This is a genomic window from Hyphomicrobium sp. (assembly GCF_036780825.1).
GTDB lineage: Bacteria > Pseudomonadota > Alphaproteobacteria > Rhizobiales > Hyphomicrobiaceae > Hyphomicrobium_C.
In genome coordinates, this window is sequence record NZ_DAIQCD010000015.1 from 1 (window position 1) to 24,559 (window position 24,559).

Annotated in this window: 20 protein-coding genes and 1 tRNA gene; 12 read left to right on the plus strand and 9 right to left on the minus strand. The window is 63.7% G+C overall.

Annotated elements, in window-relative coordinates; genetic code table 11:
- Nucleotides 1-5 precede the first annotated feature (5 nt).
- Nucleotides 6-80 (minus strand) — tRNA-Val (locus tag V7P99_RS08225).
- A 148-nt stretch (nt 81-228) separates the two neighbouring features.
- Nucleotides 229-588, minus strand: coding sequence for a cell cycle two-component system response regulator CpdR (gene cpdR, locus V7P99_RS08230; RefSeq protein ID WP_333794380.1), 360 nt, complete (start codon nt 586-588; stop codon nt 229-231).
- A gap of 346 nt (nt 589-934) precedes the next feature.
- On the opposite strand from cpdR, the gene V7P99_RS08235 reads away from it, so the two are divergent.
- Both V7P99_RS08235 and hisN read left to right on the plus strand, forming a co-directional pair.
- The gene (locus tag V7P99_RS08235) at nt 935-1,831 is read left to right on the plus strand and encodes an N-formylglutamate amidohydrolase (protein WP_333794321.1); all 897 of its coding nucleotides are present in this window, start codon (nt 935-937) and stop codon (nt 1,829-1,831) included.
- Nucleotides 1,832-2,765: 934 nt separating this feature from the next.
- Nucleotides 2,766-3,575 carry a histidinol-phosphatase gene (hisN, locus tag V7P99_RS08240; protein WP_442909891.1) on the plus strand — a complete coding sequence of 270 codons (810 nt, stop codon included), beginning with the start codon at nt 2,766-2,768 and terminating at the stop codon, nt 3,573-3,575.
- A 21-nt stretch (nt 3,576-3,596) separates the two neighbouring features.
- Here hisN and V7P99_RS08245 read toward each other — a convergent pair whose 3' ends face one another.
- Together V7P99_RS08245 and V7P99_RS08250 are read right to left on the minus strand one after the other, a co-directional pair.
- A complete protein-coding gene (locus tag V7P99_RS08245; protein WP_333794323.1) occupies nt 3,597-4,556 on the minus strand; it encodes an alpha/beta hydrolase in 960 nt (319 codons plus the stop codon).
- 256 nt (nt 4,557-4,812) lie between these two features.
- Nucleotides 4,813-5,319, minus strand: coding sequence for a hypothetical protein (locus V7P99_RS08250; RefSeq protein WP_333794324.1), 507 nt, complete (start codon nt 5,317-5,319; stop codon nt 4,813-4,815).
- A 308-nt stretch (nt 5,320-5,627) separates the two neighbouring features.
- On the opposite strand from V7P99_RS08250, the gene V7P99_RS08255 reads away from it, so the two are divergent.
- From V7P99_RS08255 to V7P99_RS08270, 4 genes are all read left to right on the plus strand, one after another.
- The gene (locus V7P99_RS08255) at nt 5,628-6,086 is read left to right on the plus strand and encodes an Hsp20 family protein (RefSeq protein WP_333794325.1); all 459 of its coding nucleotides are present in this window, start codon (nt 5,628-5,630) and stop codon (nt 6,084-6,086) included.
- Between the two features lie 498 nt (nt 6,087-6,584).
- Entirely contained in the window at nt 6,585-11,288 is a 4,704-nt protein-coding gene (gene gltB / locus V7P99_RS08260) for a glutamate synthase large subunit (RefSeq protein WP_333794326.1), read from the plus strand.
- Nucleotides 11,289-11,303: 15 nt separating this feature from the next.
- On the plus strand, nt 11,304-12,743 hold the full coding sequence (locus tag V7P99_RS08265) for a glutamate synthase subunit beta (protein WP_333794327.1): 1,440 nt from the start codon (nt 11,304-11,306) through the stop codon (nt 12,741-12,743).
- Nucleotides 12,744-13,260: 517 nt separating this feature from the next.
- Nucleotides 13,261-13,644 (plus strand): HPF/RaiA family ribosome-associated protein, encoded by a 384-nt coding sequence (locus V7P99_RS08270; protein WP_333794328.1) that lies wholly within the window; start codon nt 13,261-13,263, stop codon nt 13,642-13,644.
- Between the two features lie 263 nt (nt 13,645-13,907).
- On the opposite strand, the gene V7P99_RS08275 is transcribed toward V7P99_RS08270, so the two are convergent.
- The gene (locus tag V7P99_RS08275; RefSeq protein WP_333794329.1) at nt 13,908-15,287 is read right to left on the minus strand and encodes an SGNH/GDSL hydrolase family protein; all 1,380 of its coding nucleotides are present in this window, start codon (nt 15,285-15,287) and stop codon (nt 13,908-13,910) included.
- A 39-nt stretch (nt 15,288-15,326) separates the two neighbouring features.
- A complete protein-coding gene (locus V7P99_RS08280) occupies nt 15,327-16,604 on the minus strand; it encodes a lytic murein transglycosylase (RefSeq protein WP_333794330.1) in 1,278 nt (425 codons plus the stop codon).
- 285 nt (nt 16,605-16,889) lie between these two features.
- Here V7P99_RS08280 and V7P99_RS08285 point away from each other — a divergent pair, with 285 nt between their 5' ends.
- The 3 genes from V7P99_RS08285 (at nt 16,890) to V7P99_RS08295 (ending at nt 20,148) form a co-directional block, all read left to right on the plus strand.
- Nucleotides 16,890-17,771 carry a UTP--glucose-1-phosphate uridylyltransferase gene (locus V7P99_RS08285; RefSeq protein ID WP_333794331.1) on the plus strand — a complete coding sequence of 294 codons (882 nt, stop codon included), beginning with the start codon at nt 16,890-16,892 and terminating at the stop codon, nt 17,769-17,771.
- A 203-nt stretch (nt 17,772-17,974) separates the two neighbouring features.
- Nucleotides 17,975-19,015, plus strand: coding sequence for a flagellar motor protein MotA (locus V7P99_RS08290; RefSeq protein WP_333794332.1), 1,041 nt, complete (start codon nt 17,975-17,977; stop codon nt 19,013-19,015).
- Between the two features lie 104 nt (nt 19,016-19,119).
- Nucleotides 19,120-20,148 carry a peptidoglycan -binding protein gene (locus V7P99_RS08295; RefSeq protein ID WP_333794333.1) on the plus strand — a complete coding sequence of 343 codons (1,029 nt, stop codon included), beginning with the start codon at nt 19,120-19,122 and terminating at the stop codon, nt 20,146-20,148.
- Between the two features lie 101 nt (nt 20,149-20,249).
- On the opposite strand, the gene V7P99_RS08300 is transcribed toward V7P99_RS08295, so the two are convergent.
- Nucleotides 20,250-20,456, minus strand: a complete 207-nt coding sequence (locus V7P99_RS08300) for a hypothetical protein (RefSeq protein ID WP_333794334.1) — start codon at nt 20,454-20,456, stop codon at nt 20,250-20,252.
- Nucleotides 20,457-20,725: 269 nt separating this feature from the next.
- A complete protein-coding gene (locus V7P99_RS08305) occupies nt 20,726-21,757 on the minus strand; it encodes a cytochrome-c peroxidase (protein WP_333794335.1) in 1,032 nt (343 codons plus the stop codon).
- A 303-nt stretch (nt 21,758-22,060) separates the two neighbouring features.
- Here V7P99_RS08305 and V7P99_RS08310 point away from each other — a divergent pair, with 303 nt between their 5' ends.
- The 3 genes from V7P99_RS08310 to V7P99_RS08320 all read left to right on the plus strand — a co-directional run bounded on the left by V7P99_RS08310 (nt 22,061) and on the right by V7P99_RS08320 (nt 23,888).
- A complete protein-coding gene (locus V7P99_RS08310) occupies nt 22,061-22,294 on the plus strand; it encodes a hypothetical protein (protein WP_333794336.1) in 234 nt (77 codons plus the stop codon).
- 219 nt (nt 22,295-22,513) lie between these two features.
- Nucleotides 22,514-22,861: a hypothetical protein gene (locus V7P99_RS08315; RefSeq protein ID WP_333794337.1), complete on the plus strand. Its 348-nt coding sequence runs from the start codon at nt 22,514-22,516 to the stop codon at nt 22,859-22,861.
- A gap of 274 nt (nt 22,862-23,135) precedes the next feature.
- Complete coding sequence (locus tag V7P99_RS08320) at nt 23,136-23,888, plus strand: arginyltransferase (RefSeq protein ID WP_333794338.1); 753 nt, start codon at nt 23,136-23,138, stop codon at nt 23,886-23,888.
- A gap of 121 nt (nt 23,889-24,009) precedes the next feature.
- Here V7P99_RS08320 and V7P99_RS08325 read toward each other — a convergent pair whose 3' ends face one another.
- The gene (locus tag V7P99_RS08325) at nt 24,010-24,549 is read right to left on the minus strand and encodes a hypothetical protein (protein WP_333794339.1); all 540 of its coding nucleotides are present in this window, start codon (nt 24,547-24,549) and stop codon (nt 24,010-24,012) included.
- Between the last annotated feature and the right edge of the window lie 10 nt (nt 24,550-24,559).

Sequence of the window (24,559 nt, forward strand, 5' to 3'; positions counted from 1 at the left end):
TCGGATGGTGGGCACTAGAGGGATCGAACCTCTGACCCCTACCATGTCAAGGTAGTGCTCTACCGCTGAGCTAAGTGCCCATCCGAGCCTAGAATGTCATTCAGGAGCGCCCCGTATACTGGCATTGGGGGCCGGAGGCAAGCGAGGAAACCGAAGAGCCGCGATGCGCCGCAGGACTGCGGCTCCGAATGCGGGCACCGCCGCCGCGGCGACACACATCAAAGCTCGTCAAGCGGCGAGAAGGCGCTCGACCTCACGCACCAGATCCTTGAGGTGGAACGGTTTGGACAGCACGCGCGCATCTTTCGGCGCCGACGCTTCATTGTTCAGAACGACGGCCGCAAAGCCGGTGATGAACATGATTTTGAGCTCGGGGTCGATTTCGGAAGCCCGGCGCGCAAGCTCGATGCCGTCCATGCGCGGCATCACGATATCGGTGAGCAGCAGCGTAAATGGCTCCTGCTTGAGGCGCTCGTAGGCCTCCTCGCCGTTGGCGAATGCAAGCACCTCGTACCCTGCCTTGCCAAGCGCGCGCTCAAGAAAGCCACGCATGGAATCGTCGTCCTCAGCCAGCAAGATTCGGCACATCGGCATACGGGAAGGCTTGGCGGTCATGGGGATTTTTTACTCGAAATGTCCACTTATCAGTGATAGCCCATTGGGCACCAGGAATCTGACGCGAGTTTGGTAAACGGAGCGTGAAACCCCACCTACTCTCGCACCAGTTCACGCTTGGACGCCAGTCTTCGCAGGAAGTCTTGGCGGAATGCAACAGAAAGCGTCGTCCACACCGCCGCAATGAACGTTAGCGGTATGGCGCCAAGCCAGATGGACACCGCGCGACCGCGTTGGCACACTCGCCCTGTCACGTCGCGCAATCCGCTGCCGCTTCGCTCAGTATCCAACGGTGAAAACCTCGTGTGAGCCCGGACCCATGACTGCAAGGAACTTCCCGCTCTGCGCCGAGCTGCAACCACCGTTCACAATATTTTCGCCGAGCGAGCAGACGGCGCCATTCGTCCTGTGCTCGCCGCATTCAGGCCGCATCTATCCTCGGGCCTTCCTTGAGCAATCCCGCCTCGATCCGCAGACGCTACGCAAAAGCGAGGACTGCTTCGTCGACGAGTTGTTCCAGGGTGCTGCAGACCTCGGCGTACCAATGATCGCGGCCCAGTTTCCGCGCGCCTATCTGGACGTCAACCGGGAGCCTTACGAGCTCGACCCTGAGCTTTTCGCCGATCCCCTGCCCGACTACGCGAACAGTCAATCCGTGCGCGTGATCGGCGGTCTCGGTACGATCGCACGCATTGTCGCTGATGGTGAGGAGATCTACGACCAGCAGCTCCATGTGGAAGAGGCACTGGCGCGCATCCAGCAACTCTATTTTCCGTTCCACACCGCCCTGCAGGGGCTCGTGGAAGAGACGAAGGCGCGCTTCGGCTACGCCATCCTAATCGATTGCCACTCGATGCCCTCGGCCCAGATGGCGCAAAGCCACGGACCGCGGCCCGATTTCGTCCTCGGCGACCGATTCGGTACGGCGTGCGATCCCAAGCTCACTCGCTTCATCCGGGATACACTCGTTCAGGAGGGCTATGACGTGAAGCTCAACCGGCCTTACGCTGGCGGCTACATCACGGAAAGCTACGGTCGCCCCTACCGCGGGGTGCAGGCTTTGCAGATGGAGATCAACCGGGCCCTTTACCTGGACGAGGCCCGCTTTACGCGCTCGGCTGGATTCGCGCGCCTGAAGCGGGATCTCACATGCCTCGCCGAGACGCTTTTTTCCGCATTCCCAGCCATCATCGCCCAGAGGGACGCGGCGGAGTAGGGCACAGCGCGCCAGTCCTGGCCCGCCCCTCCCTCCCGAGGGCTTCAGGCAAAAAAAGGGGCCGTCCGGATGGACGGCCCAAGTCTAGGGAGGAAACGCCCAAGGAGGGCTTGTGATCCCATGGGGATCACACCGCCATATCTATGGTGCGATGCCGCGAACTGCAAGCCCAGCAGGGGCGATAAAATGTTGCAGCGCGTCATGCGCGACCAAATGGCAACGATACCGTTCAGTAACGCTATCGACCTTTCCACAAAGCAGGAAATTTTGCTGTAATTCCATGTGCGAAAGCGTCGCAACGCTACAAACAAAAAAAGGGCCGTCCAGATCGGACGGCCCAAGTCTAGGGAGGAAACGCCCAAGGAGGGCGGCAACATGGCGAGTCAGGCTCAACGATGTCGCACTGCAAGATATCGGTCGGGATGCCCTAAAAGGAAAGTGCAAAAAACGCAGAGCTGCTATTACAGGTAGGCAGGGCGGCGCCAATTAAAAGGGCGCTCCGTCAACGGACGGCAGACTTGATCGAAAGAGGCCGTCCGAACGAGCGAACGGCCCAAGTCTAGGGAGGAAACGCCCGATTGGGCTGCGGCGGCGAGACGCTTTCCTCGTAACCGCAGTTTTTTTATGCGCCTGTTCGCCGCTGCCGGCAATGCGTGCGGCGTTTTGCACCGAGCTTTGAGAAGAAGATGGTGCGTGCCCGCAACACAACAGGCAAGCAACAAACTTCTACTCTCATCATGTGTATTTATAAGATGTGGGGCGTTTTTGTCGTTGCTCTAACCGCGCGACGCACGCGAAGGCGTGCTAAGTCTTTGTTCGAGAGACCGCTTCCCCGCTGAGAGAATCTACAGCTTCCGCATCTCGAAGGAGGGGCGCTCTCCCCTACCGCACGGCTTCGGATCGCTGCGCGTCCGCCTTTATTTTTCGGATATCCATCGTGACTTCGCTTTCCCGCTCCACCTTCAAAGACCTGCTCGCGCTCGCCCACGATCTGGCCGATCAGTCGCGGGCGGCCATCCGGCCGCACTTCCGCAAGCAGATGGCCGTAGACAACAAGGCCGGAGCCGGCGGCTTCGATCCTGTCACGCGGGCGGACCAGGGGGCGGAGCGCGCCATCGTGCGGCTCCTGCGCAGCCGGGTGCCAGAGCACGGCATCATTGGAGAGGAGTATGGGGAAAGCCGGAGCGAGGCCGCCTTGCAATGGGTTGTCGATCCCATCGACGGCACACGCTCCTTCATCACCGGAACCCCCATGTGGGGGACGCTGATCGGTCTTCTTCATTCGGGCATGCCCGTACTGGGCCTCATGGATCAGCCCTACACCGGCGAGCGGTACTGGTCCGGCGAGGCGGCGGCCTATCTGCGCGAGGCTGAGGGCAAGCCCCGCCGCATCCGCACGCGCGCGTGCCCGCGCGTGGGCGATGCCCTCATGATGACCACGAGCCCCGAGCTGTTCGAGCCCGGAGACGAGACCGAAGGCTTCGAGCGCGTCCGGCGTGAGGTGCGCATGACGCGCTACGGCGGCGATTGCTATGCGTATTGCTTGCTTGCGGCGGGCTTCGTCGACCTTGTCATCGAGGCGGGGCTCAAGAGCTACGACATCGTCGCGCTGATCCCGATCATCGAACGCGCCGGCGGCCGCGTCACGACTTGGGACGGCCGCCCTGCAACAAGCGGTGGACGCATTCTCGCCGCAGGCGATCCGAAATTGCACGGTAAGGTACTGAAGCTCCTCAACCGCTAATTCCGGGCTGATCGTGGCGTATCACGCAGCGATCTCGTCGAGGCCCATGTAGGCGTCGAAGGCGGCCCAGAAGCGGAGGCGGATCGAATCCGCCTCCTGCAGGATCTCGTGGCGCGAGGACGGAAGCAGCACGTGCGTGCCGACCTTCAGGCCGATGGCGAAATCTTCGGTGGCGCGCGAGCAGACGATCTCGTCCTTGCCGGCGACGAAGATCATCATCGGGACCCGCACCGAGGCGGCATATCCATCCGCGGCGACCAAAGACATCGAGCGATAGGCCGCCCGCAGCCACCCGATCGTCGGCGATCCGAGGCCGAGCGAAGGGTCGGTATCGAGCACCGCCTTGTTGCGATGCCATCGCTCGCGATCAGAGGTGAGAGGGTTGCCCTCGAACGGCCCCTGCTCCGCGATCGTATCGCTCCCGCCCCTGATGTACTTGCCGGACAAGCCGAGAAGGCAGGCGGCCTCCGCATAGGCGCGGGCCAGGGGCTGCGGATAGCCGACCCGCTGATCGGCGAACGCGATCATCGGCGCGGTGAGGATCATGCGCTCGAACCAGGAGCCGGGCCGGGCGGCATTGCGCAGCAGCACATTGGCGCCCATCGAGTGACCGAGCGCCAGGAACGGCGGCGGGCAATCCGGCAGCACCACCTCCCTCATGAGCAGGGCAAGGTCGCTCTCGTATTCGCGGAACGAGCGCACATGGCCTTTGCGCGGATTGGCCAGCGGACGCGACGAGCCACCCTGCCCACGCCAGTCCATGGTTGCCACGGCAAAACCGCGCCGGCGCAGGTCGGCCACCACCTCGAAGTATTTCTCGACGAACTCGCCGCGCCCTCCGAGCAGACATACGGTGCCGCGGCGGGGCCCACGCGTCGCCGCCCAGCGGACGAACCTGAGGCGCGCGCCGTCAGCCGTCTTGAGCTCACCGGCAACAGCACCGCCAGGGACCGGATTCTTGGCCAGCGCTACAAGCTTCATGCTTCCGCATCCCGATCTGCAAATCATCGGCAAGACTAGAGCATTTTCCGTTCGCTTGCGCTCACTGCAAATTCTCTAGCTATTTGTTTGAGCGAGCATCTTCACCCATTCGGCCGATGCCGCCCGAATGGGATCTGCTCTAGCATGAGCGATGATGACATCCAGCGCGGGCGCGCATGAAGCGGAGAGCCAGCCGGTCTCCTTCGAGCGGCTTCACCCACGCGCGCCATTTCCGATCAAGACGGGCTTGCTCTCGCTATTTCACCCAGCGCCAGTCCCGATAGGCAACGCCGCGGTGAGCCGGCCTTGCCGCAAGCACCTCGCCGGAGCAGCGATCCACGCGCAAGTCGAATGGGCGCCGGCTATCGTACCGGCGGGCGCGGATGTGGACGATGCTGCCATCGCCGCCCATGGGCCGCACGTCGCTCCATCCCTGGCGACGCAGCTCGCTCCGGACCTCCCAGCGCTCAAGACAGACATCATAGCGCTCGGTGTAGCGCTCGACGCGGACAGGCGGCCGTTCGGCGTAGCGCGGCGGCGGTGCATCGGGTGGCGGCACCGGCACGGGATAGCCGTCCTTGATCGAGCCGGGACGCCTCGCGCCCATGTCGTAGCCATCGTCACCCGTATCGTAGGCATCGTCGTAAGTCTGGGCCGCATAGCCATCGCCATACAGATCAGCGGTGGAAGCGGCGCGCGGAAATGTCAGCACGGCCGCAGCGACGGCCGCCGTCAGGCAGCCCGTGAACAATGACGCTCTCATAGCTTACTCCGGATCAACTTCGACACGCCCGCACGCGAGATCCAGGGCGGGAAAGGAACGCAAATCGTTGGTCACTGCACATGAACGCGAGATGAAGAGTTATGGTTTTTTCGTTTCAAACGCTCGGCTTGTCTCCCGCCGGTCTCTCGCCGGCCAGAAATCCTGCGCAGAGGGCAGCGCCCCTTGAAGGGTGCAGAGCGCCTCCTAAATGAAGGGTACGCGCACGCCCTTTGCGGGTGCGCGGGTTCAGAGATCCGGCCCACTGCGGGCGGATCCCGATCAGTCGCTTCTTCAGGAGGACTAACGTTATGCGACATTTCGATCTTACACCACTCTACCGCTCGACCGTTGGCTTCGATCGGCTCGCGCAGCTTTTCGACAGCGTGGCGGGCGGGGAATTCGATGCGCCCTATCCGCCTTACAACATCGAGCGTCTCGGCGAGAATGAGTACCGCATCACCATGGCGGTGGCCGGCTTCGCCGTCGACGAGCTCAAAGTGGACGTCAAGGAGAGCACACTGTCGGTGCGTGGCGAGAAGAAGGCAGAGGTGAACGAAGGCGACGAGCGGCGCTACCTGCATCGCGGCATCGCCAGCCGCAGCTTCGAGCGTCGCTTCCAGCTCGCCGACCATGTGGAAGTGAAGGGCGCCGACCTCAAGGACGGGCTCCTGCACATCGATCTCATCCGGAACCTGCCGGAGCGCATGCGCCCGCGGTCGGTTGCGATCGGTTCAGCCGAGCCTGCCAAAATCGAAGCCCAGGCCTAACCAACTCCCGGAGGAGCCGGTATCCCTCCCCCATCCGGCTCCTCACCCAGGGCGGCGGCATTCGTGCCGCCGCCCTTTTTGTCGCTGTCTTTCTTCAATCTTGCCTCGAAACCCGCTTGTGCGGCAGAATAAAATCTGCGAAATTTTTCGACTGAAAGGTCAGCATTCCTGTCCTTTGTATTCTTTTGCCTTTACGCAATCTTTGCGTAGGCCGTGGCAAACTGGGCGCGTTTTTCAGCTTGGACGAGAGCAGCACAAACGCTGCGCCCCAAGCTTCGGAGGTGGATTGCGGTGGTCGCAGAGCTGCCACGTCTCGTAAGCGGTTGTCCGCCGGACGGCGCAAGAGCCTGATCGCCAGGCTTCCGCCAAGCGCCCCTTAGCGCGCAGACGTGCAGCAAAAGAATTACGGGATCCGCATTCCGACCATCGATCGGTTCGAGCGGATGGCGCTGAGCCAGTCTCCAAGGAGACGGCGCCGTGACCCCGAGGACCACGTCCATGACCAGCAACACGCCGTTTCTCGGCACCTTTGAGCGTCCGCATGCGCAAGGCCTTTTCGACCCTAGGCTCGAGCGTGATTCCTGCGGCGTCGGCTTCATCGCAAATCTCAACGGCACGGCGTCGCACCGTGTGATCTCCAACGCCCTCGAGATGCTGCGCAACCTCGAGCATCGCGGCGCATCCGGCGCCGACCCGCTGGCGGGGGACGGTGCCGGCGTGCTGATCCAGATCCCGCACGCACTTTTACTTCAAGACTGCGCCAAGCTCGGCTTCAGGCTGCCGGACGCGCGGGGCTATGCCGTCGGCCAGCTCTTCATGCCACAAGACGAGAGGCTGGAGCGTCACTGCCGGAGCGTGTGGGAGCGGGTGCTCGGCGAGGAAGGCCTCGCACTCATCGGCTGGCGCGCGGTTCCGGTCGACAACTCCTGTCTTTCGGACATGGTGCGCGCCACCGAGCCGGCGCATCGGCAAATTCTGATCGCACGCCCCAAGGGCATGAGCGAGGACGCCTTCGAGCGGCGGCTCTATCTCGTGCGCAAGATCGTCTCCAATGCAATCCACGCCTCCTATCATGGCCGCGACATCGGCCACTACACGGTGAGCCTTTCCTGCCGCACCGTCGTCTACAAGGGGATGTTCCTCTCCTACCAAGTCGGCGCCTACTACAGAGATCTCGCAGACCCACGCACGGTTTCGGCGATGGCGCTCGTTCACCAGCGCTTCTCCACCAACACGTTTCCATCATGGAAGCTCGCGCATCCCTATCGCATGGTTGCCCACAACGGTGAGATCAACACGCTGCGCGGCAACGTGAACTGGATGGCAGCCCGGCAGGCCTCCATCTCCTCGCCGCTGTTCGGCGACGATCTCGAGAAGCTGTGGCCGATCTCGTATGAGGGCCAATCGGACACGGCCTGCTTCGACAATGCGCTCGAGTTCCTCGTCATGGGCGGGTACAGCCTAGCGCACGCGGCCATGATGCTGATCCCCGAAGCGTGGGCCGGCAATCCGCTGATGGATGCCCGGCTGCGCGCCTTCTACGAGTATCACGCGAGCCTCATGGAGCCGTGGGACGGACCCGCGGCCATGGCGTTCACCGACGGGCGGCAGATCGGCGCCACGCTCGACCGCAACGGCCTGCGGCCGGCGCGCTATCTCGTGACCCGCGACGGCATGGTGATCATGAGCTCGGAGGCGGGTGTCCTTCGCGTGCCGGAACGGGAGATCGTTAAGAAGTGGCGCCTGCAGCCGGGAAAGATGCTGCTCATCGATCTCGAGAGGGGGCGCATCGTCTCCGATGACGAGCTCAAAGCGGAGCTGTCCGCAAAGCATCCCTACGCGAGCTGGGTGAAGCGTACGCAGATCCTGGTCTCGGACCTGCCGCTTTCCGCCACGCTCGAAGCACCGCGCCAGAGCAATGCCTCGCTGCTCGACCTGCAGCAGGCCTTTGGCTACACGCAGGAGAGCCTCAAGCTTCTCATGGCGCCGATGGGAGCGAGGGGCGAGGAGCCGATCGGCGCCATGGGCAACGATGCGCCAATCTCCGCGCTCTCCAACAAATCGAAGCTGCTCCACACCTACTTCAAGCAAAACTTCGCGCAGGTCACCAACCCGCCGATCGACAGCATCCGCGAGCAGCTGGTGATGAGCCTCGTCTCCTTCATCGGGCCGCGGCCGAATCTCCTCGATCTCGAAGGCACGTCGAAGGTGAAGCGTCTCGAGGCGAGCCAGCCGATCCTCACCAACGAGGATCTCGAGCGCATCCGGCAAATCGGCGCGGTGAAGGACAACCACTTCGCTTCAATCACCATCGACATCACCTATCCCGCCGACACGGGGCCTTTCGGCATGGGGCCCGCCGTCGATGTCATCTGCGCCGAGGCCGAGGAAGCCGTGCGCACGAAGGGCTGCAACATCATCATTCTCTCGGACCGGCGCACAGGCCCGGACCGGATACCCATCCCCTCCCTGCTCGCGACGTCGGCCGTCCACCATCACCTCATCCGGCAAGGACTCAGGACGTCCGTCGGTCTCGTCGTCGAGACGGGCGAGGCACACGAGGTGCACCAGTTCTGCACGCTCGCGGGCTATGGCGCGGAGGCGATCAATCCCTATCTCGCCTTCGACACCCTCGCCACCATGGCGCCGGAGCTCGACGCCGAACTCACGCCCGAGGACGTTAAGAAGCGCTATATCAAGGCCATCGGCAAGGCGCTGCTCAAGGTCATGGCCAAGATGGGCATCTCGACCTATCAGTCCTACTGCGGGGCGCAGATCTTCGATGCTGTGGGGCTCGCGACGCCGTTCGTCAGCAAATACTTCACGGGCACGCATACCTCCATCGAAGGCGTGGGCCTTGACGAGATCGCCCGCGAGACTTTCGAGCGTCACACGGCAGCGTTCGGCAATGCGCCGGTGCTCGCCGATGCGCTCGACGTCGGCGGCGACTACGCCTACCGCGTGCGCGGCGAAGCCCACGTCTGGCGGCCGACCGTCGTCGCCGATCTGCAGCACGCCGTGCGCGGCACCGAGCCGGCCGATGCTATGTCCGGGCGTATCCCGCAGACCTACCGCGATTACGCCCAAGCCATCGACACACAGTCGGAACAGCTTTTCACCATTCGCGGCCTCTTCCGCATCCGCTCCGCCGAACGCATGGGGCGCACGCCGGTGCCGCTCGACGAGGTGGAACCCGCGGCCGAGATCGTGAAGCGCTTCGCGACGGGCGCCATGAGTTTCGGCTCGATCTCACGGGAAGCTCACACGACGCTCGCGATCGCCATGAACCGCATCGGCGGCAAGTCGAACACCGGCGAGGGCGGCGAGGAGAGAGACCGGTTCAAGCCGCTCGCCAACGGCGATTCCATGCGCTCGGCGATCAAGCAGGTCGCGTCGGGCCGCTTCGGCGTCACCACCGAGTACCTCGTCAACGCCGACATGATGCAAATTAAGATGGCGCAAGGGGCCAAGCCCGGTGAAGGCGGGCAGCTTCCCGGCCACAAGGTGGACGCGACCATTGCCCGTGTGCGCCATTCCACGCCCGGCGTCGGCCTCATTTCGCCGCCGCCGCATCATGACATCTATTCGATCGAGGATCTGGCGCAGCTCATCTTCGATCTCAAGAACGTCAACCCGGAGGGCCTCGTCTCAGTGAAGCTCGTCTCCGAGGTAGGCGTCGGAACGGTTGCGGCCGGCGTCGCCAAGGCGCGCGCCGATCACGTCACCATCTCAGGCTTCGAAGGCGGCACGGGCGCCTCTCCGCTGACCTCGCTCAAGCATGCGGGCAGCCCTTGGGAGATCGGACTTGCGGAGACGCACCAGACGCTGGTGCTCAACCGGTTGCGCGGGCGCATCGCCGTGCAGGTCGACGGCGGCATCCGCACCGGACGCGACGTCGTCGTCGGCGCGCTGCTCGGCGCGGACGAGTTCGGCTTTGCGACGGCGCCGCTGATCGCCGCCGGCTGCATCATGATGCGCAAGTGCCATCTCAACACCTGCCCGGTGGGCGTGGCGACACAAGATCCGGTGCTGCGCGCCCGCTTCACTGGCAAGCCCGAGCACGTCATCAACTACTTCTTCTTCGTCGCCGAGGAAGTGCGGGAGATCATGGCTGCCATGGGCTGGCGCCGCTTCGACGACATGATCGGACAGAGCGACTGGCTCGATGCGGAGCGGGCCATTTCACACTGGAAGGCGCGCGGGCTCGATTTCTCGAAGGTGCTCCACAAGCCCAGCGCGGCCGAGAGCGTCGCGATCCGCCATTGCGAGGCGCAGAACCATGGCCTCGACAAGGTGCTCGACAATACGCTGATCAAGGCGGCCCTGCCGGCGCTCGATGGCCGCAAGCCGGTGAAGGCCGCGTTCGCGATCAAGAACACGGACCGCGCGGCCGGGACCATGCTTTCCGGAGAGATCGCCAAACGCTACGGCCACGCCGGCCTGCCGGACGATACCATCTGGCTCACCTTCAAAGGCACCGCAGGCCAGAGCTTCGGCGCATGGGCGGCACACGGGCTGACCCTCGACCTCGTCGGTGAGGGCAACGACTATGTCGGCAAGGGCTTGTCGGGTGGCACCCTTATCGTGCGGCCGGACCCTGCATCCGGCATCGTACCCGAAGAGAGCATCATCGCCGGCAATACGGTGCTCTATGGAGCCATCGAGGGTGCCTGCTATTGCCGAGGCATCGCCGGCGAGCGCTTCGCCGTTCGCAACTCCGGCGCCTATGCCGTCGTCGAAGGCACGGGCGACCATGGCTGCGAGTACATGACGGGCGGCTGTGTCGTGGTGCTCGGGCCGACCGGGCGCAACTTCGCCGCCGGCATGTCGGGCGGCGTCGCCTACGTGCTCGACGAGGCCGGCGATTTCGATACGCGGCTCAACACCGAGATGGTGGAACTCGAGACGCTGGCGGGCGATGCAGCGCTCATAGCACGGCTCGCCAAAACCAATGGCGAGAGCGCCAACCGGCCGCTCGCTGACGTGATGCTCGATATGCGCCGGCAAGACCTCGAGCGGCTGCATGCCCTGATCGTGCGCCATGCGCACTATACGAACTCAGCCAAGGCTAAGACGATCCTCGCCGATTGGGCGTTCTACGTGCCGATGTTCAAGAAGGTGATGCCAATCGAATATCGGCGCGCGCTGGCCGAGCTTGCAAAGAGAAGCACGCCAGCCACGACGGCTCAGGTACAGGCTTAGAGAAGGCGGAATACAATGGGAAAGCCGACCGGATTTCTCGAGTTCGACCGCGCGGATCGCATGTACGAGCCCGCCGAGAGCCGCATCAAGCATTGGCACGAATTCGTGCGGCCGCTGCCGGATCCGGCTGTGAAGGTTCAAGCTGCGCGCTGCATGGACTGCGGGATTCCCTATTGCCACAGCGGATGTCCGGTCAACAACCAGATCCCGGACTGGAACGACCTCGTCTTTCGCGGCGACTGGAAGCGGGCCTCTCAGAACCTCCACTCCACGAATAACTTCCCGGAAGTGACGGGACGCATCTGCCCCGCACCGTGCGAGGCCGCCTGCACGCTCAACATCGATGACGCGCCGGTGACCATCAAGACCATCGAATGCACGATCGCCGATCATGCCTTCGAGGCCGGATGGATTACGCCGCAGCCTGCCGAGACGAAAACCGGCAAGAGGATCGCGATCGTCGGATCCGGCCCGGCGGGTCTTGCCGCCGCTCAACAGCTCGCGCGGGCTGGGCACGAGGTGCACGTCTACGAGAAGAACGCGCGGCCCGGCGGACTGCTGACCTACGGCATCCCCGACTTCAAGATGGAGAAGCACATCGTCGCCCGACGCCAGAAGCAGATGGAGGCCGAAGGCGTCGTCTTTCATCTCGGCGTGAACGTCGGCGCCGACATTCCTGCACGCGAGCTCGAGGCTCAACATGATGCGGTGTTGCTCGCCATCGGCTCGGAAACGCCGTTCGACTTCTTCGCCGCGTCTCCCGGTCGCGATCTCGACGGCATTCATTTCGCCATGGACTTCCTCACGCAGCAGAACCGGCGCATCGCCCGCGAACCTCAGCTTCGCGGCACGCGAGAGATCTCGGCCAAAGGCAAGCACGTCATCGTCATCGGCGGCGGCGACACGGGCTCCGACTGCATCGGGACGTCGTTTCGCCAAGGCGCGAAATCAGTAACGCAGCTCGAGATCATGCCGAAGCCGCCGCTCAAGGAGAACAAGGCGCTCACTTGGCCGGGCTGGCCGCTCAAGCTCCGTATCTCGACCTCACAGGCCGAAGGCGCCGTGACCGAATATGCCGTGTCGACGACGGGCTTCTCGGGCGAAGGCGGCCGCGTAAGCAAGCTTCATTACGTGCATGTCGACGGAAAGCTGCAGCCCGTCCCGGGATCGGACGCGGAGCTGGATGCAGAGCTCGTGCTCTTCGCTATGGGCTTTTCGGGACCAAGCGACGGAGGCGTTCTGTCCGGCTTCGGGCTGGAGACGGTGCCGCGCGGACGCTTCAAGGGGCTCAACGCCAACGATCGCGACTATCGCCTGCCGGGCAGCTGCAAGCTGTTCGCCGCCGGTGACGTTCGGCGCGGGCAATCGCTCGTCGTGTGGGCGATCCGGGAGGGACGCCAGGCGGCCGCGGCCATCGACGCGTTTCTGATGGGCCGCACGGTGCTCCCGAGATAGCGGCGCGCATTCGCTCTCGTGTGGTCATTACGTCGTCGCAACGCGCGTCGGAGCACTGTGGACATCGCGTGGCGATGGGGCTTCGTTCCGCCATTTTCCATGCATGGCTTCGCCTGATTTTTTTGCTTGCATAGCTCCGCCCGGTCTTTTTGTTTGCATGGCTTCGCCGGGTCTTTTGTTTGCATGGCTTCGCCATGACTTCCCACTTTTCCGGAAGCGCTTTCTCAGAGATCGCGCTTCTGGTCGGAAAACCGGTTCCCACTTTTCCGGAAGCGCTTTCTCAGAGATCGCGCTTCTGGTCGGAAAACCGGTTCCCACTTTTCCGGAAGCGCTCTCTTGGTGGCCGCGCTTCCGGCCGGAAAACCGGTTCCCACTTTTCCGGAAGCGCTCTAGGATCAGAGATGCTTTGACCTTGATCAGCACGGGCATGCGGCCACCTGAGTACCCTTGATCCGCAGCGCGCGAGTGCCCAGGTCTCTAGAAGGGGAACTCCGCGATCAACCACTAGGGAGCAGATATGATCACTCCGCTCGAAATCTCGTTTATCGGGCTCGACAAAAGTCCCGCAATCGAAGCCAGGATTGCGGAGCGCGCGGCGAAGCTCGAAAAGCATTTCGATCGCATAACGCATTGCCGCGTTGTGGTGGCGGCGCCCCACAAGCACTCCCACAAGGGCAAATCCTACGAGATCAGGATCGATATCGGGCTACCCGGCACGGCCCCATTGATCGTCACCCACGAGGCAGCAGTCGCGCAGGCACAGGAGGATCTCAAGATCGCGCTGCGCGATGCCTTCGACGCGGTGGATCGCCGGTTGAACGAACTGATCGAGAAAAAGACCACCGCGGCGCGCGTCGAGAGCAAACGCCGGCGGCCGGCAAGAGCCATAAGCGAAGTGTAGACCTTCGACGACTGGGAGGGGGCCGGTCTTTCCGCCTCCCCTCCTCTGTCGCGGCGAGAGGATATAGCTGCGGCGGCGCGTGGAAGCCATGCTCGCTGCAATCGAAAGCATTCGCTCTTAGAGTGCTTCCGGAAGCGTGGGGAACCGGTTTTCCGAAGAGAAGCACGATCGAACAAAAGCCCAGAGCCGTTCTCCGATTCCGCTGGCTCTAGGATGCGGAGGCTGCGTGAGCCATTCCGATTTCAGTGAGATCGGCATCAGATTTAATTCCGGATCTTGCGGCGCTGCGCTGCCGGCGCCTTCGGCTTATCATCAGTTGCTGTAGCGCCCGTCACTACCGGGTCGCCATCAGGCAGGAAAGCTGCTTCCGTCGGCGGTGCGGGGCGCGGCCACGTTGCATCGTCAGCTCGCCCGGGCTTCGGGGGTAGGCGCTCGCCTTTGAACAGAACCCGGAAGTAAGGAGATTGCGAAGGCGACAGCCGCCGATGGCCGCCCGCTTGACCCGCACCCGTCGCCAGCGCCACGGTGCTCATGACCGTCAGGCCTCCGGGGATCTCATCGACCACCGACTCCCCCAGCTGCGACGGACGATCGACACTTTCCCGACGCGTCACCAACGCCACGACAGAGGCCGAGATGGCCGGCCGCACGATGTCGAGCGCTACGATCTCCTCACGCCCCGTCTCGCTCACGATGCGAAGATTGACCCGGCCGTTGTCCGCTTTCTGATCTCCGGGACCACCATCCTTAGCCCCTGGTATTTGCGTTCCCCCGCCGCTTTGAGATCCTGCCCCTGCGCCGTCCGATGTTTCGGCGAGCTTCGCGCGATCGGGATTGATCTTCGCCTGCTCGGCCTCATCGCCGTCGAGAGGAACAGCGCGGTCGGCGCGCGCCTGCGTCAAGTCACGGCGCAACTCGCGATCGACGAAGTAGGCGAGCTTCTTGTTGCCTTCCCAGGTGAAATAAACGCCGTCGCCGGCGCGTAATCGGCGGATCTTGCCGGTGACGTCAGGACCGTATTGGCTCCAGCCGCCGCTCTCGTCGATGAACACCGCATAGGCGTCGACATACTTGGCGCCATTCAGGTAGACGCGCTCGCGCAGGACGTTGTTCATCGTCTGCACGTCCTCGTTGGCATCGCTACGGCGCACGCCGGGAAGACCGACCCAGTACGTGGCCACGTTGCGACGGCGCAGCATCTTGAGCAGGCGGTCGCTACGGGCCGCATACTCGCGGCGCCAGCCCTCCGTTCCGACCATCAGCCGCTTTCCACTCGCGGGGTCGCGCACAGAAACGCGATCCCACGCGCCCATCATCAGGATGGCGATCTGCGCTGGTTCGGCTTTCAGCCGCTCTTCGAGCTCAACGAGCTTCTGGTCGAAGTCACGTCGCATGAGGCCGCCGATCGAAAGCGGCGTGCCGCGAAGCACCACGCGGGCGTCCTTCTGAAAGGTGTCGCGTGCGCCGCCGAGCAGCCCTTCCGCGAGATCGTCTCCGATCACAACCAGGTTGTAGGTGTCATTCGGCGGGAACGGCGTGATGAAGCTGGTGCCGGCAGGATCGTCCTGCGACGCGGCCGGTCCGGGCGCCGACAGGAAAGCCGCCAGCAAGGCGAGGAGCGAAAGCGTGAGGCGCCTGTGCATGCCGTTCTCGAATGGACGCATTGCGGCGCGGGCCAGCCGCTACCGCGACGCGGATCTTCGCATGTGATCAAGAACGGCATCGGAGGGCCAGCAGTCAACCTTCAAGTTGTTGGCCCGCTCGTAAAGACCGATGACCTTGCGCGTGTTGGAGCCGACCTTGCCGTCGATCTTCTCGACATCATAGCCGAGGCTCGTCAGACGAGTCTGAATCTCCTCGATGTTGCTCGTCTTCTGCGGGCCTGTGCCGCCCCAGGGCGTGACGAAGTCGCCGGCGCCGGCGATGCGATCCGCGAGATGGCCGACGAAGACGGCGTAGAGATCCGACATGTTGTAGCGGCGGATCACCTTATAGTTCTCGAGCACCAGGAACGACGGGCCATAGCCGCCCGCGGGGCTCATCAGATACGCCTCGAGCGCCAGTTGCTGCTCGGTCCATGGGCGGCCGTTGGCACGCTTGAGGCCGAGCTTTGCCCAGTCGGCAATGGTGCGCGCCTGCGTCGGGCCCTCGTAGCCGCAATCCGCCTCGCGCGTGAGCTTCACTTCATAGCCCCAGGTCTGGCCGGCGACCCAGCCCTTGCCCTTGAGCTGGCTCGCGGCCGAAGCCAGGGCGTCCGGAACCGAGGTCCAGATGTCGGCCTTGCCGTCGCCATCGAGATCATGGGCATGGACGAAATACTCGCTCGGCATGAATTGCGTGAGCCCCATGGCGCCCGCCCACGAGGAGCGCATCCGTGCACGCGGGATACCGGCTTCCAGCATGCGCAGCGCGGCGATCAGCTCCGCGCGAAACATTTCCTTGCGACGGCCGAGATAGGCTTGCGTCGCGACCGCTGTGATCGCGTCATGGGGAAGCTTGTGGTGGCCGAAAGCGGTCTCGCGTCCCCAGATGGCCAAGACCGAATATCGATCGACGCCGAGTTCGCGCTCGATCCTTTCAAGCGTTGCCTTGTGCTTGGCGAGGAGATCCCGGCCGGTCGCTGCGAGGCGCATGAGATAGGCGCGATCCAGATAGTCGCCCGGCGCGCGCGTGAACTCGGCCTGCCCGCCCGAGCCGCTCGCGCGCCGGCCAGGAAGTTCGAGGTCGGGCAGCTTGAGATCCGGCTTGAAGCTTTTGAGGGCGGCATCAAAGGTGGCACGCGAGACGCCTGCCGCTTGAGCCTCGGGCCACAAGCCTTCGATCCAGGCGTCCAGTTTCGCGTCGGCCGCTGCTGCCTGCGGCAGGAGCATGGCGGCCATCAGCAGCGCCAAGCCCGCCGCCAAAAGGCGCGAGCAAAGGAACGCGTGCACGCGAGCAAATGTCCGGAGGTGGCGGCTCATCGTGATCTCAGCATCGTGCGTAGCCTCACAGTTGCCTCTTTTTGTATTATCCAGGTTCAGAGTTTCCGGTTCTCTCCCCCGTGTCTGGGATTCGGGGCATTTTTACGGCCCTGCCCTCCTTGTTCGCATCTGGCCGGAACCGTTCGGTCGCGCGGGCATTGCGCCATGGCCGTGCAGCCTCAATCGGCTAAGCTCTTCCAACGGAGATATCGTCGCGGCTCCTGCTTCCTCCGTCCTTCGCGTCCGCGGCCCCTCCACGTCCCTCCTCCCAATCTCGGTGTTCTGATGACCAAACCTAAGCGCATTCGCAAAGCCGTGCTGCCCGTCGCGGGGCTGGGCACCCGATTCCTGCCCGCGACGAAGGCGGTGCCGAAGGAAATGCTGACCATCGTCGACCGCCCGGCGATCCAGCATGTCGTCAACGAGGCACGTGCGGCGGGCATCGAGCATTTCGTGTTCGTCACCGGGCGCGGCAAGAGCGCCATCGAGGATCATTTCGATCACCAGTTCGAGCTCGAGGCGACGCTCTCGGCCAAGAAGAAAACCCGCGAGCTCGAAGACCTGCTGGCCGAGCTTCCCGCAGCGGGGCAGACGAGCTTCACACGCCAGCAGGCGCCGCTCGGCCTCGGCCACGCCGTGTGGTGCGCGCGAGACATCATCGGCAACGAGCCGTTCGCGCTGCTGCTTCCCGATATGCTCCATCACGGCGCTGCTCCTTGCCTCGGCGAGATGATCGAGGCGCACACACAAACTGGCGGCAACCTGATCGCCGTTTCACCGGTGCCGGAGGACCAGACGCATCAATACGGCATCGTCGGCGTGGAAGATCCGAAGGCGAAGGTCAGCCGCATCACCTCCATGGTTGAAAAGCCGCCCAAGGGAACGGCGCCGTCGAACCTTCACATCACGGGGCGCTACATCCTCGAGCCGGAAATCTTCGACCTGCTCGCGCGCCAGGAGGCCGGGGCGGGCGGAGAGATCCAGCTCACCGACTCCATGATCGCCCTCAGTAAAGATCCGCAGCATGCCTTCCATGCGGTACGCTTCGACGGCGACATCTACGACTGCGGCTCGAAGATCGGCTTCCTGCTGGCCAATGTTGCCTATGCGCTCGAGCGTGAGGATCTCGGCCCGGAACTCAAGGCTGCCCTCAAGGCGCTCGTCTGAAGACGGATCAATTCGCCCTTGAGAGACTTGCAGAGCGCGCTGGCTCACGCCTAAAAATTGCCAAATTCGAGCAGCGCGGCACGATGTTGCCCGTTTCAGGTGTCATGGGGTTCGGCTATGTTCGGGGGCTCTCGTCAAACGACATCCCGCATCCGGCGCTTTGCTCTCGCCGGAAAATAGCAGCGCACGGGCGGAGACTTTGAATGGCACGCAAGCGATCCGATGTGACTTCGCCCTCCGCGCACAAGTCGCTGACGCCGCCCGGGCTGTTCCTGGTGCGCATGCTCGTATTCCTCACCCTGGTCGCCTTCCTGACCGTGATCCTGCACGAGCAATTGACCACCGCGATCATGAACAATCCGGGGCTCAACGGCCTCATCATCGGCGTTCTGTTCATCGGCATCATCTATTCATTCCGGCAAGTGGTCCGGCTCTATCCCGAGATCCGCTTCGTCAACGCATTCCGCATCTCGGACCCGGGGCTCGCAAGCACGCACCAGCCGGTGCTGCTGGCACCGATGGCCACCATGCTGCGCGACCGGACAGGAACCCTCTCGCTGTCGACGGTCTCGATGCGGACGATTATGGACAGCATCTCGTCGCGGCTTGATGAAGCCCGCGATACGGGGCGATACATGGTCGGGCTGCTCGTGTTCCTCGGGCTGCTCGGCACCTTCTGGGGGCTTCTCGAAACCATCCAGTCCGTCGGTGGCGCCATCAGTGCGCTCGACACATCGACCGAGACCGTCACCGTGTTCGACGAGCTCAAAGCGGGGCTGGCTGCGCCGCTCAAGGGCATGGGGACGGCGTTCTCCTCATCGCTCCTCGGCCTCTCGGGCTCTCTGATTATCGGCTTCCTCGAACTGCAGGCGAACCACGCGCAGAACCGCTTCTACAATGAGCTCGAGGAGTGGCTCTCCGGCATCACCGAACTGACGCCCGGAGCATCAAGTGCCACAGAGCTCGCGAGCCGGCAGCTCCTCTCGGCTGTCTATGAGATGCAGCGGGCGGTGGACGATCTCTCGGCACGGCTCCAGGAGAACGGGGGGCCGAGACCGCCATCAGAGCCCGGCGCCGACCAGCCGGTGCGCGATCTCGCCCGCGGCGTGAACCAGCTCGTTACCCAGATGCGCAAGGAGCAGAAGGTCGTGCGGGAGTGGGTGGACGAGCAGGCCGCCCAGCAGACGGAAGTGACCAGCGTGCTGCGCGAGCTTGCTCAGAACATGCTCAAGAAGGGCGGCTAGCGCGATGGCCGCGACAGGCACGCCCATGACGATGGCGCCGCGCGTGTCTCGGCAGCTCGCTGCCCAGGGCGGACTGCGGCGGCCTCTGGAAGCGGAGCACTAGCATGGCGCGAGGGCGCTCACGGCGCGGCGGCGAATACGGCGAGTTCTGGCCGGCCTACGTGGACGTGCTCAGCACGCTGCTCCTCGTCGTCACCTTCCTGATGTCGATCTTCATGATCTCGCAGTATTTCGCGACACAGGAGGCCAGCGGCAAGGACACCGCGCTCGCCCGCCTCAACCGGCAGATCGCCGAGCTGACGAGCCTGCTCTCGCTCGAGAAGGGCAAATCGCGCTCGGCGGAGGATGAGCTTGCGGCGTTGCAGGCAACGCTCGCCGATCTGCAGCAGGAGAAGACGCGGCTCTCTGGCTTCGCGCTGAGCGGAGACGAAAAGGCCAAGGCTGCGGAGGGACGCATCCAATCGCTCGAGGCGGACCTCGACGCGCAGAAGACCATCTCCAACGAAGCGCTCGCCAAAGTCGATCTGCTGAACCAGCAGATGCTGGCCCTGCGCCGCCAGCTCGCCGCCCTCAACGAAGCGCTCGAAGCATCCGAGAAAAAGGACCAGGATAGTCAGGACCGGATCAAGGATCTCGGTGCTCGCCTCAATGCGGCCCTCGCCCGGCAGGTGCAGGAGCTGCAGCGCTATCGCTCCGATTTCTTCGGCCGGCTGCGCGAGCTGCTCAAGGACCGCAAGGACATCCGTGTCGTGGGCGACCGGTTCGTGTTCGAATCCGAAGTTCTATTCCCGTCCGGATCGGCGACGCTGACGCCGGAGGGGCTTGCGGCCATGGATCAGCTCGCGATTGCCATCGCGGATCTCGCCCGGACCATTCCGCCTGAGATCGACTGGGCGCTGCAAGTGGACGGGCACACCGACGTCCGCCCCATCGCGAGCTTCCAATTCCCCTCGAACTGGGAGCTTTCGACGGCGCGCGCAGTGTCTGTCGTCAAATATCTCGTCTCGCGCGGGGTTCCGGCTGAGCATCTCGTGGCCGCCGGGCACGGCGAGTTCCAGCCGCTGGAGAAAGGTTCCGACGAGGAGAGCCTGCGCCGCAACCGGCGCATCGAACTCAAGCTGACGAACCGGTAAGGGCGACCTTCATCCCATAAGGGACGGTGGATCAAAGAGCAGGCAAGTCTCGAAAGATCCGGAACGCGTATTCCCGGCCACTTTGAGAATGGACGTAATAGTCAGATCTTCGCGAAATGGCCCGCAGGACGGCAGGACCACTTCCTCGCAAACCATTTGGGATGGCTTTCGGTCCACTTCGCGATTTCCGACGGGCTCATCATCATGCACTGAGCAGGCGTCACGCTCTCGGCCATGTAGGTGAGCGAAACATCCTTGCATTGCGCGTGATCTTCCAGAAGGCAAACGGAGACGATCAGCTCTAGCATCTGCGACCCCAAGTTCTCAAAAAGCCGCTTTCGGCGGCACCAAAACCAAGGGGGCGTGCCATCCCTTTTATTTTCTTATTGACCGCAATACTTGATATCGAATCGACCCAGGCACAAGACTGGATTTTGTGCAAAGCTTTGCCGGATTTTTGGACCGCGGCATTTCAACATTGCGACAGTCCAGTGCGGAATTTGTGAAACATTTTTGAATGCAAAAGACTTTTACCGATTCCGTTCGGGACGGAATCCCAACCTTCCGGCGCACGCATCTAAGGCGTGGGGCGTGTTGTCTCATGCCCAGAAAAAGCGTCCGGCTCACCGGATAACGCATTCAGAAACGCGATCAGCGCGCTTTTCTCGGCGTCCGTGAGCTTGAGATCGCGCACCAGAGTCGGCGCTAGCGATGGGCGGGCCACGAAGCCGCCGGCATAGTGCTCGACGACATCCCTCAAGGTGGCAAGCGAGCCGTCGTGCATGTAGGGCGCGGTGCGGGAGACCTCGCGCAGGGACGGCGTTTTGAACTCCGGCAGCCCTTTCCCGTCTGGCTTGAGGCCGCCCCGGCCCATGTCCGGGCCAGGCATGCCAATGTCGTGGAAGGCGTCGTCGGTGAAACGCCAGCCGCCGTGGCAGGAGACGCATCCGCCTTTGCCGACGAACACGCTGAAGCCGGCCAGCTCTTCCTCCGTCAGCGCCAGGTCATCGCCCTCGACCCAGCGGTCGAAGCGGCTTTTGGGCGAGACCAGTGACCGCTCGTAGGCCGCCAGCGCCTCGAGGATATCTGTTTCCGAGATGTCCTGGGTGGACGGAAAGGCCTCGGCGAAGCGGGCCCGCATGGCGGCATCGGCCGACAGACGGCGGGTAATGGTTGCGAAATCTCCAGCCAACTCATCGGGCGCCAGGATCGGCACCCGCGCCTGCTCGGCAAGGCCCGGCGCGCGCCCGTCCCAGAAGAAGGTTTTCGCCCAGGCCAGATCATAGAGCGCCGGGGCGTTGCGCTCGAGGACGACACCGCGCGGGCCGATCGCCTTCGGACGGCCATCCGTGAAGGCGCGCGCGGGATCGTGGCAGCTCACGCAGGAGTCATGGCCGCTCGCGGAGAGGCGCCCGTCGCGGAAGAGATCGTACCCAAGGGCGATCTTCGCCTGCTCCTCGGGCGCGGGCGGCCTATCGGCTTCTGCCGGGCGCGCGAAGATGGCTCGCCAGACGGCCTCGCGGCCGGGCTTCGCAGGTGCCTCCGACACGGGGCCGGCCCGCGTGCCGGCGCCACCGCAGAGTATGAGCCAGATCAGAGAGGCAATCAAAGCGGCTCTCGGCCAGAATTGCCGTGGAGTTTTCATTACAAACGTATAGCGCCGGCAGCAGGTGGATGGGTGCTTATCGGCTGCGCTGCATCGTCAGATGCCGCGAAGCGGGGCAAGCGTGGCTGCCATAGCACGCCCCGCAGGCGGAACGCAGGTGCGTCGCACGTGGCCCTTGATTCCGGGTCCAACCTCTTCCATCCAATAGACCATAAGCATTATCCATCCGGCAGCGGGGCACTGCCTGTCCGATTATTCTTGAAAACAGGAAAGCGTGCGGGCAAGCCGCTGCTTTGGGAGTTGTTCATGGCCATTGGCATCGAGGACGCAACGGCGGTGCAGCCTCAGCTTGCCCGCCGGGTGACCCTCGGCTGGTTTCTCAAGCGGTCCCTCATCGGCATCGCCATCCTCATGTTCGCCATGGGCGGGCTGGCGTGGCTGACCTATGCGTCGATCGACCCGGACGCGGAGGGGCAAGTTTCCACCTCGACCCAAGGGGCGGGCGAGAGCAGCCTGCAAACCGGAGCCCTAGCCCCCTGAGCGCGGCCCCTCTGGGGATGTTGCCCGCGGCTGCCTCTTTGATCTGGAGCCGTTCCGCGTTAGGTGGACTAAGTGAACGGCTCCAAGTTTTTGTTTGATCGTGCTTCTTATCGGACACTTTAACTTGCATGGCTCCGCCATGACCGGTTTCCACTTTTCCGGAAGCACTCTAGCATTCGGCGGCTAAGCCCTGCTTTTCCGGATATGCGAGGCCACGCCATGCCCGTCTACGATCTGATCCTGCTCATCCTCGTCGCCGCGGGCGCCTTTTCTGCGGGCTACCTGATCGGACGCCTCAAGGCGCTGGCCGAGGTCAGGGCCAGCCGGCCGCGCGAAGACACCAGCTCGCCGCTCCCCGGCCCCTCCTTCGACACCAGGGCGCCCGAGGCGCCGAGCCCCGTGCCGCAGAGACCGAGAGGCACGCCACCACCCGCATCGGCGGGGGGCGCGGACGGTCATGCGCCAGGCTCGGCCGGAGCATCATCCTGGCAAACGCCGCAGCGCCGCTCGACCAAGCCGCCCCCGGCGGCTGCCGGATTGATGGGCACGGGCAAGACTGAGCGCTGAACAACAAGCCTAAACCCGACCCTGAGGGCGGTTCGGAGGCCAGGGTGCGTCGTCCCTGCGCCGTCTGGCGAACGCACTCGAAATTGACGGCTCCGCACGCTCGAACTTGATCGGCTGCCAGATGCTCGACTATCCTCGCTCTCCGGCGAACGGCTAACCTGCCCGTCCGACGCGCATGGCGCAACACGCGCTTCCGATATCGCGCAAGCGCCGCGTAATTGGCAATGTCCGCACTCGGCAGGACATCGGGACCGGCGGCAAGGATGGTTCAGGAATGACGGAGCAGCAGAAGCACTTCCCGGAATTCTACGTCACTGCGCCGCAGCCCTGCCCCTACTTGGCGGGCAAACTCGAGCGCAAGCTCTTCACGCATCTCACGCACGACAAGCCTCTGGCGCTGATCGACAACCTCCTCAAGGGCGGTTTCCGGCGCAGCCAGAACATCGCCTACATGCCGTATTGCGACGGCTGCCATGCGTGCGTCTCGGTGCGCATCCTTGTCGATGAGTTCGAGCCCGGGCGCACGATGCGGCGCACGCTCTCCCACAATCGCGACCTCATCGCGCGGCGCGTGTCCGCGATCCCGACCTCCGAGCAGTACGCGCTGTTCCGCAGCTACATCGATGCGCGCCATTCGGACGGCGGCATGGCCGACATGAGCGTTCTCGATTACGCGATGATGGTCGAGGACAGCGTCGTCCGCACGTTCCTCACGGAATACCGAGCGAAGCCGGAGCATCCGCTCGAGGACCACGTCGAGACCTGGCCGCTCGCAGGGGTGGCGCTTTGCGACCGCCTCTCGGACGGCATCTCGATGGTCTACAGCTTCTACGAGCCGCTCGAGGAAGAGCGCAGCATCGGCACCTACATGATCCTCGAGCACATCGAATATACGCGCCGGCTCGGACTCCCCTACCTCTATCTCGGCTACTGGATCGAGGGTTCGCGCAAGATGAGCTACAAGACGCGCTACCAGCCACAGGAGCACCTGGGGCCGGACGGCTGGGTGCGCGTACCGGGGAAGTAGAAGGCGCGCTGCTGCGCAGAGGTCGCGCTAGTGCCGTTCCGGTTTAAGTGGAATCGGGGACCGGCTCTAAGCTTTTGCTTCTTCTTATCCGAAAACCGGTTCCCACTTTTCCTGACGCACTCTATTCGGCGATCTCGGCGTCGAGCTTCTCGAACATATAGCGCCATTTGTCATGTTGCGTCTCGATCAGGACCTGCATGTGCCCGCGCAGTTCGGACAGCATCGTGCAGCTCGGCTCCGGCGCGTTGGCGCCCTCCTGTCCGAGCGAGGAGATCGAGGCCAGGAGATCGTTGGTCGTGGCGTCGAAGACGGCAATCCGATCGTCCTTCACGAACGGCGCGGCTTCTCTCAGGAACCGGTGGTCGTCCCAGCCCCGCTTCTCCTTGAGCTGGCGCAGCTTCGCCTGGAACTCGGGGCGGTTCTTATTGTTGAGGTCGCGTAGCTGCTCGGCGGCGTGATCGACAGCGCTCTCAAATTCCGCCTTGCTGCACGTCTCGGGTGGAGCGGCGGCTTCGGGCACTCCTTCCGCCGCCGGCGCCGGCTGCTCCTGGGCAGCCGAAAGGGCAGGCAAGCCAAAGGCCGCACCCACAAGCGCGGCAGCGGCCAGCATCAGCCTCACGATCCCCGCCGCACTCACGCCCGGCCATCCCTTTTCGTACACCCCGACGAGA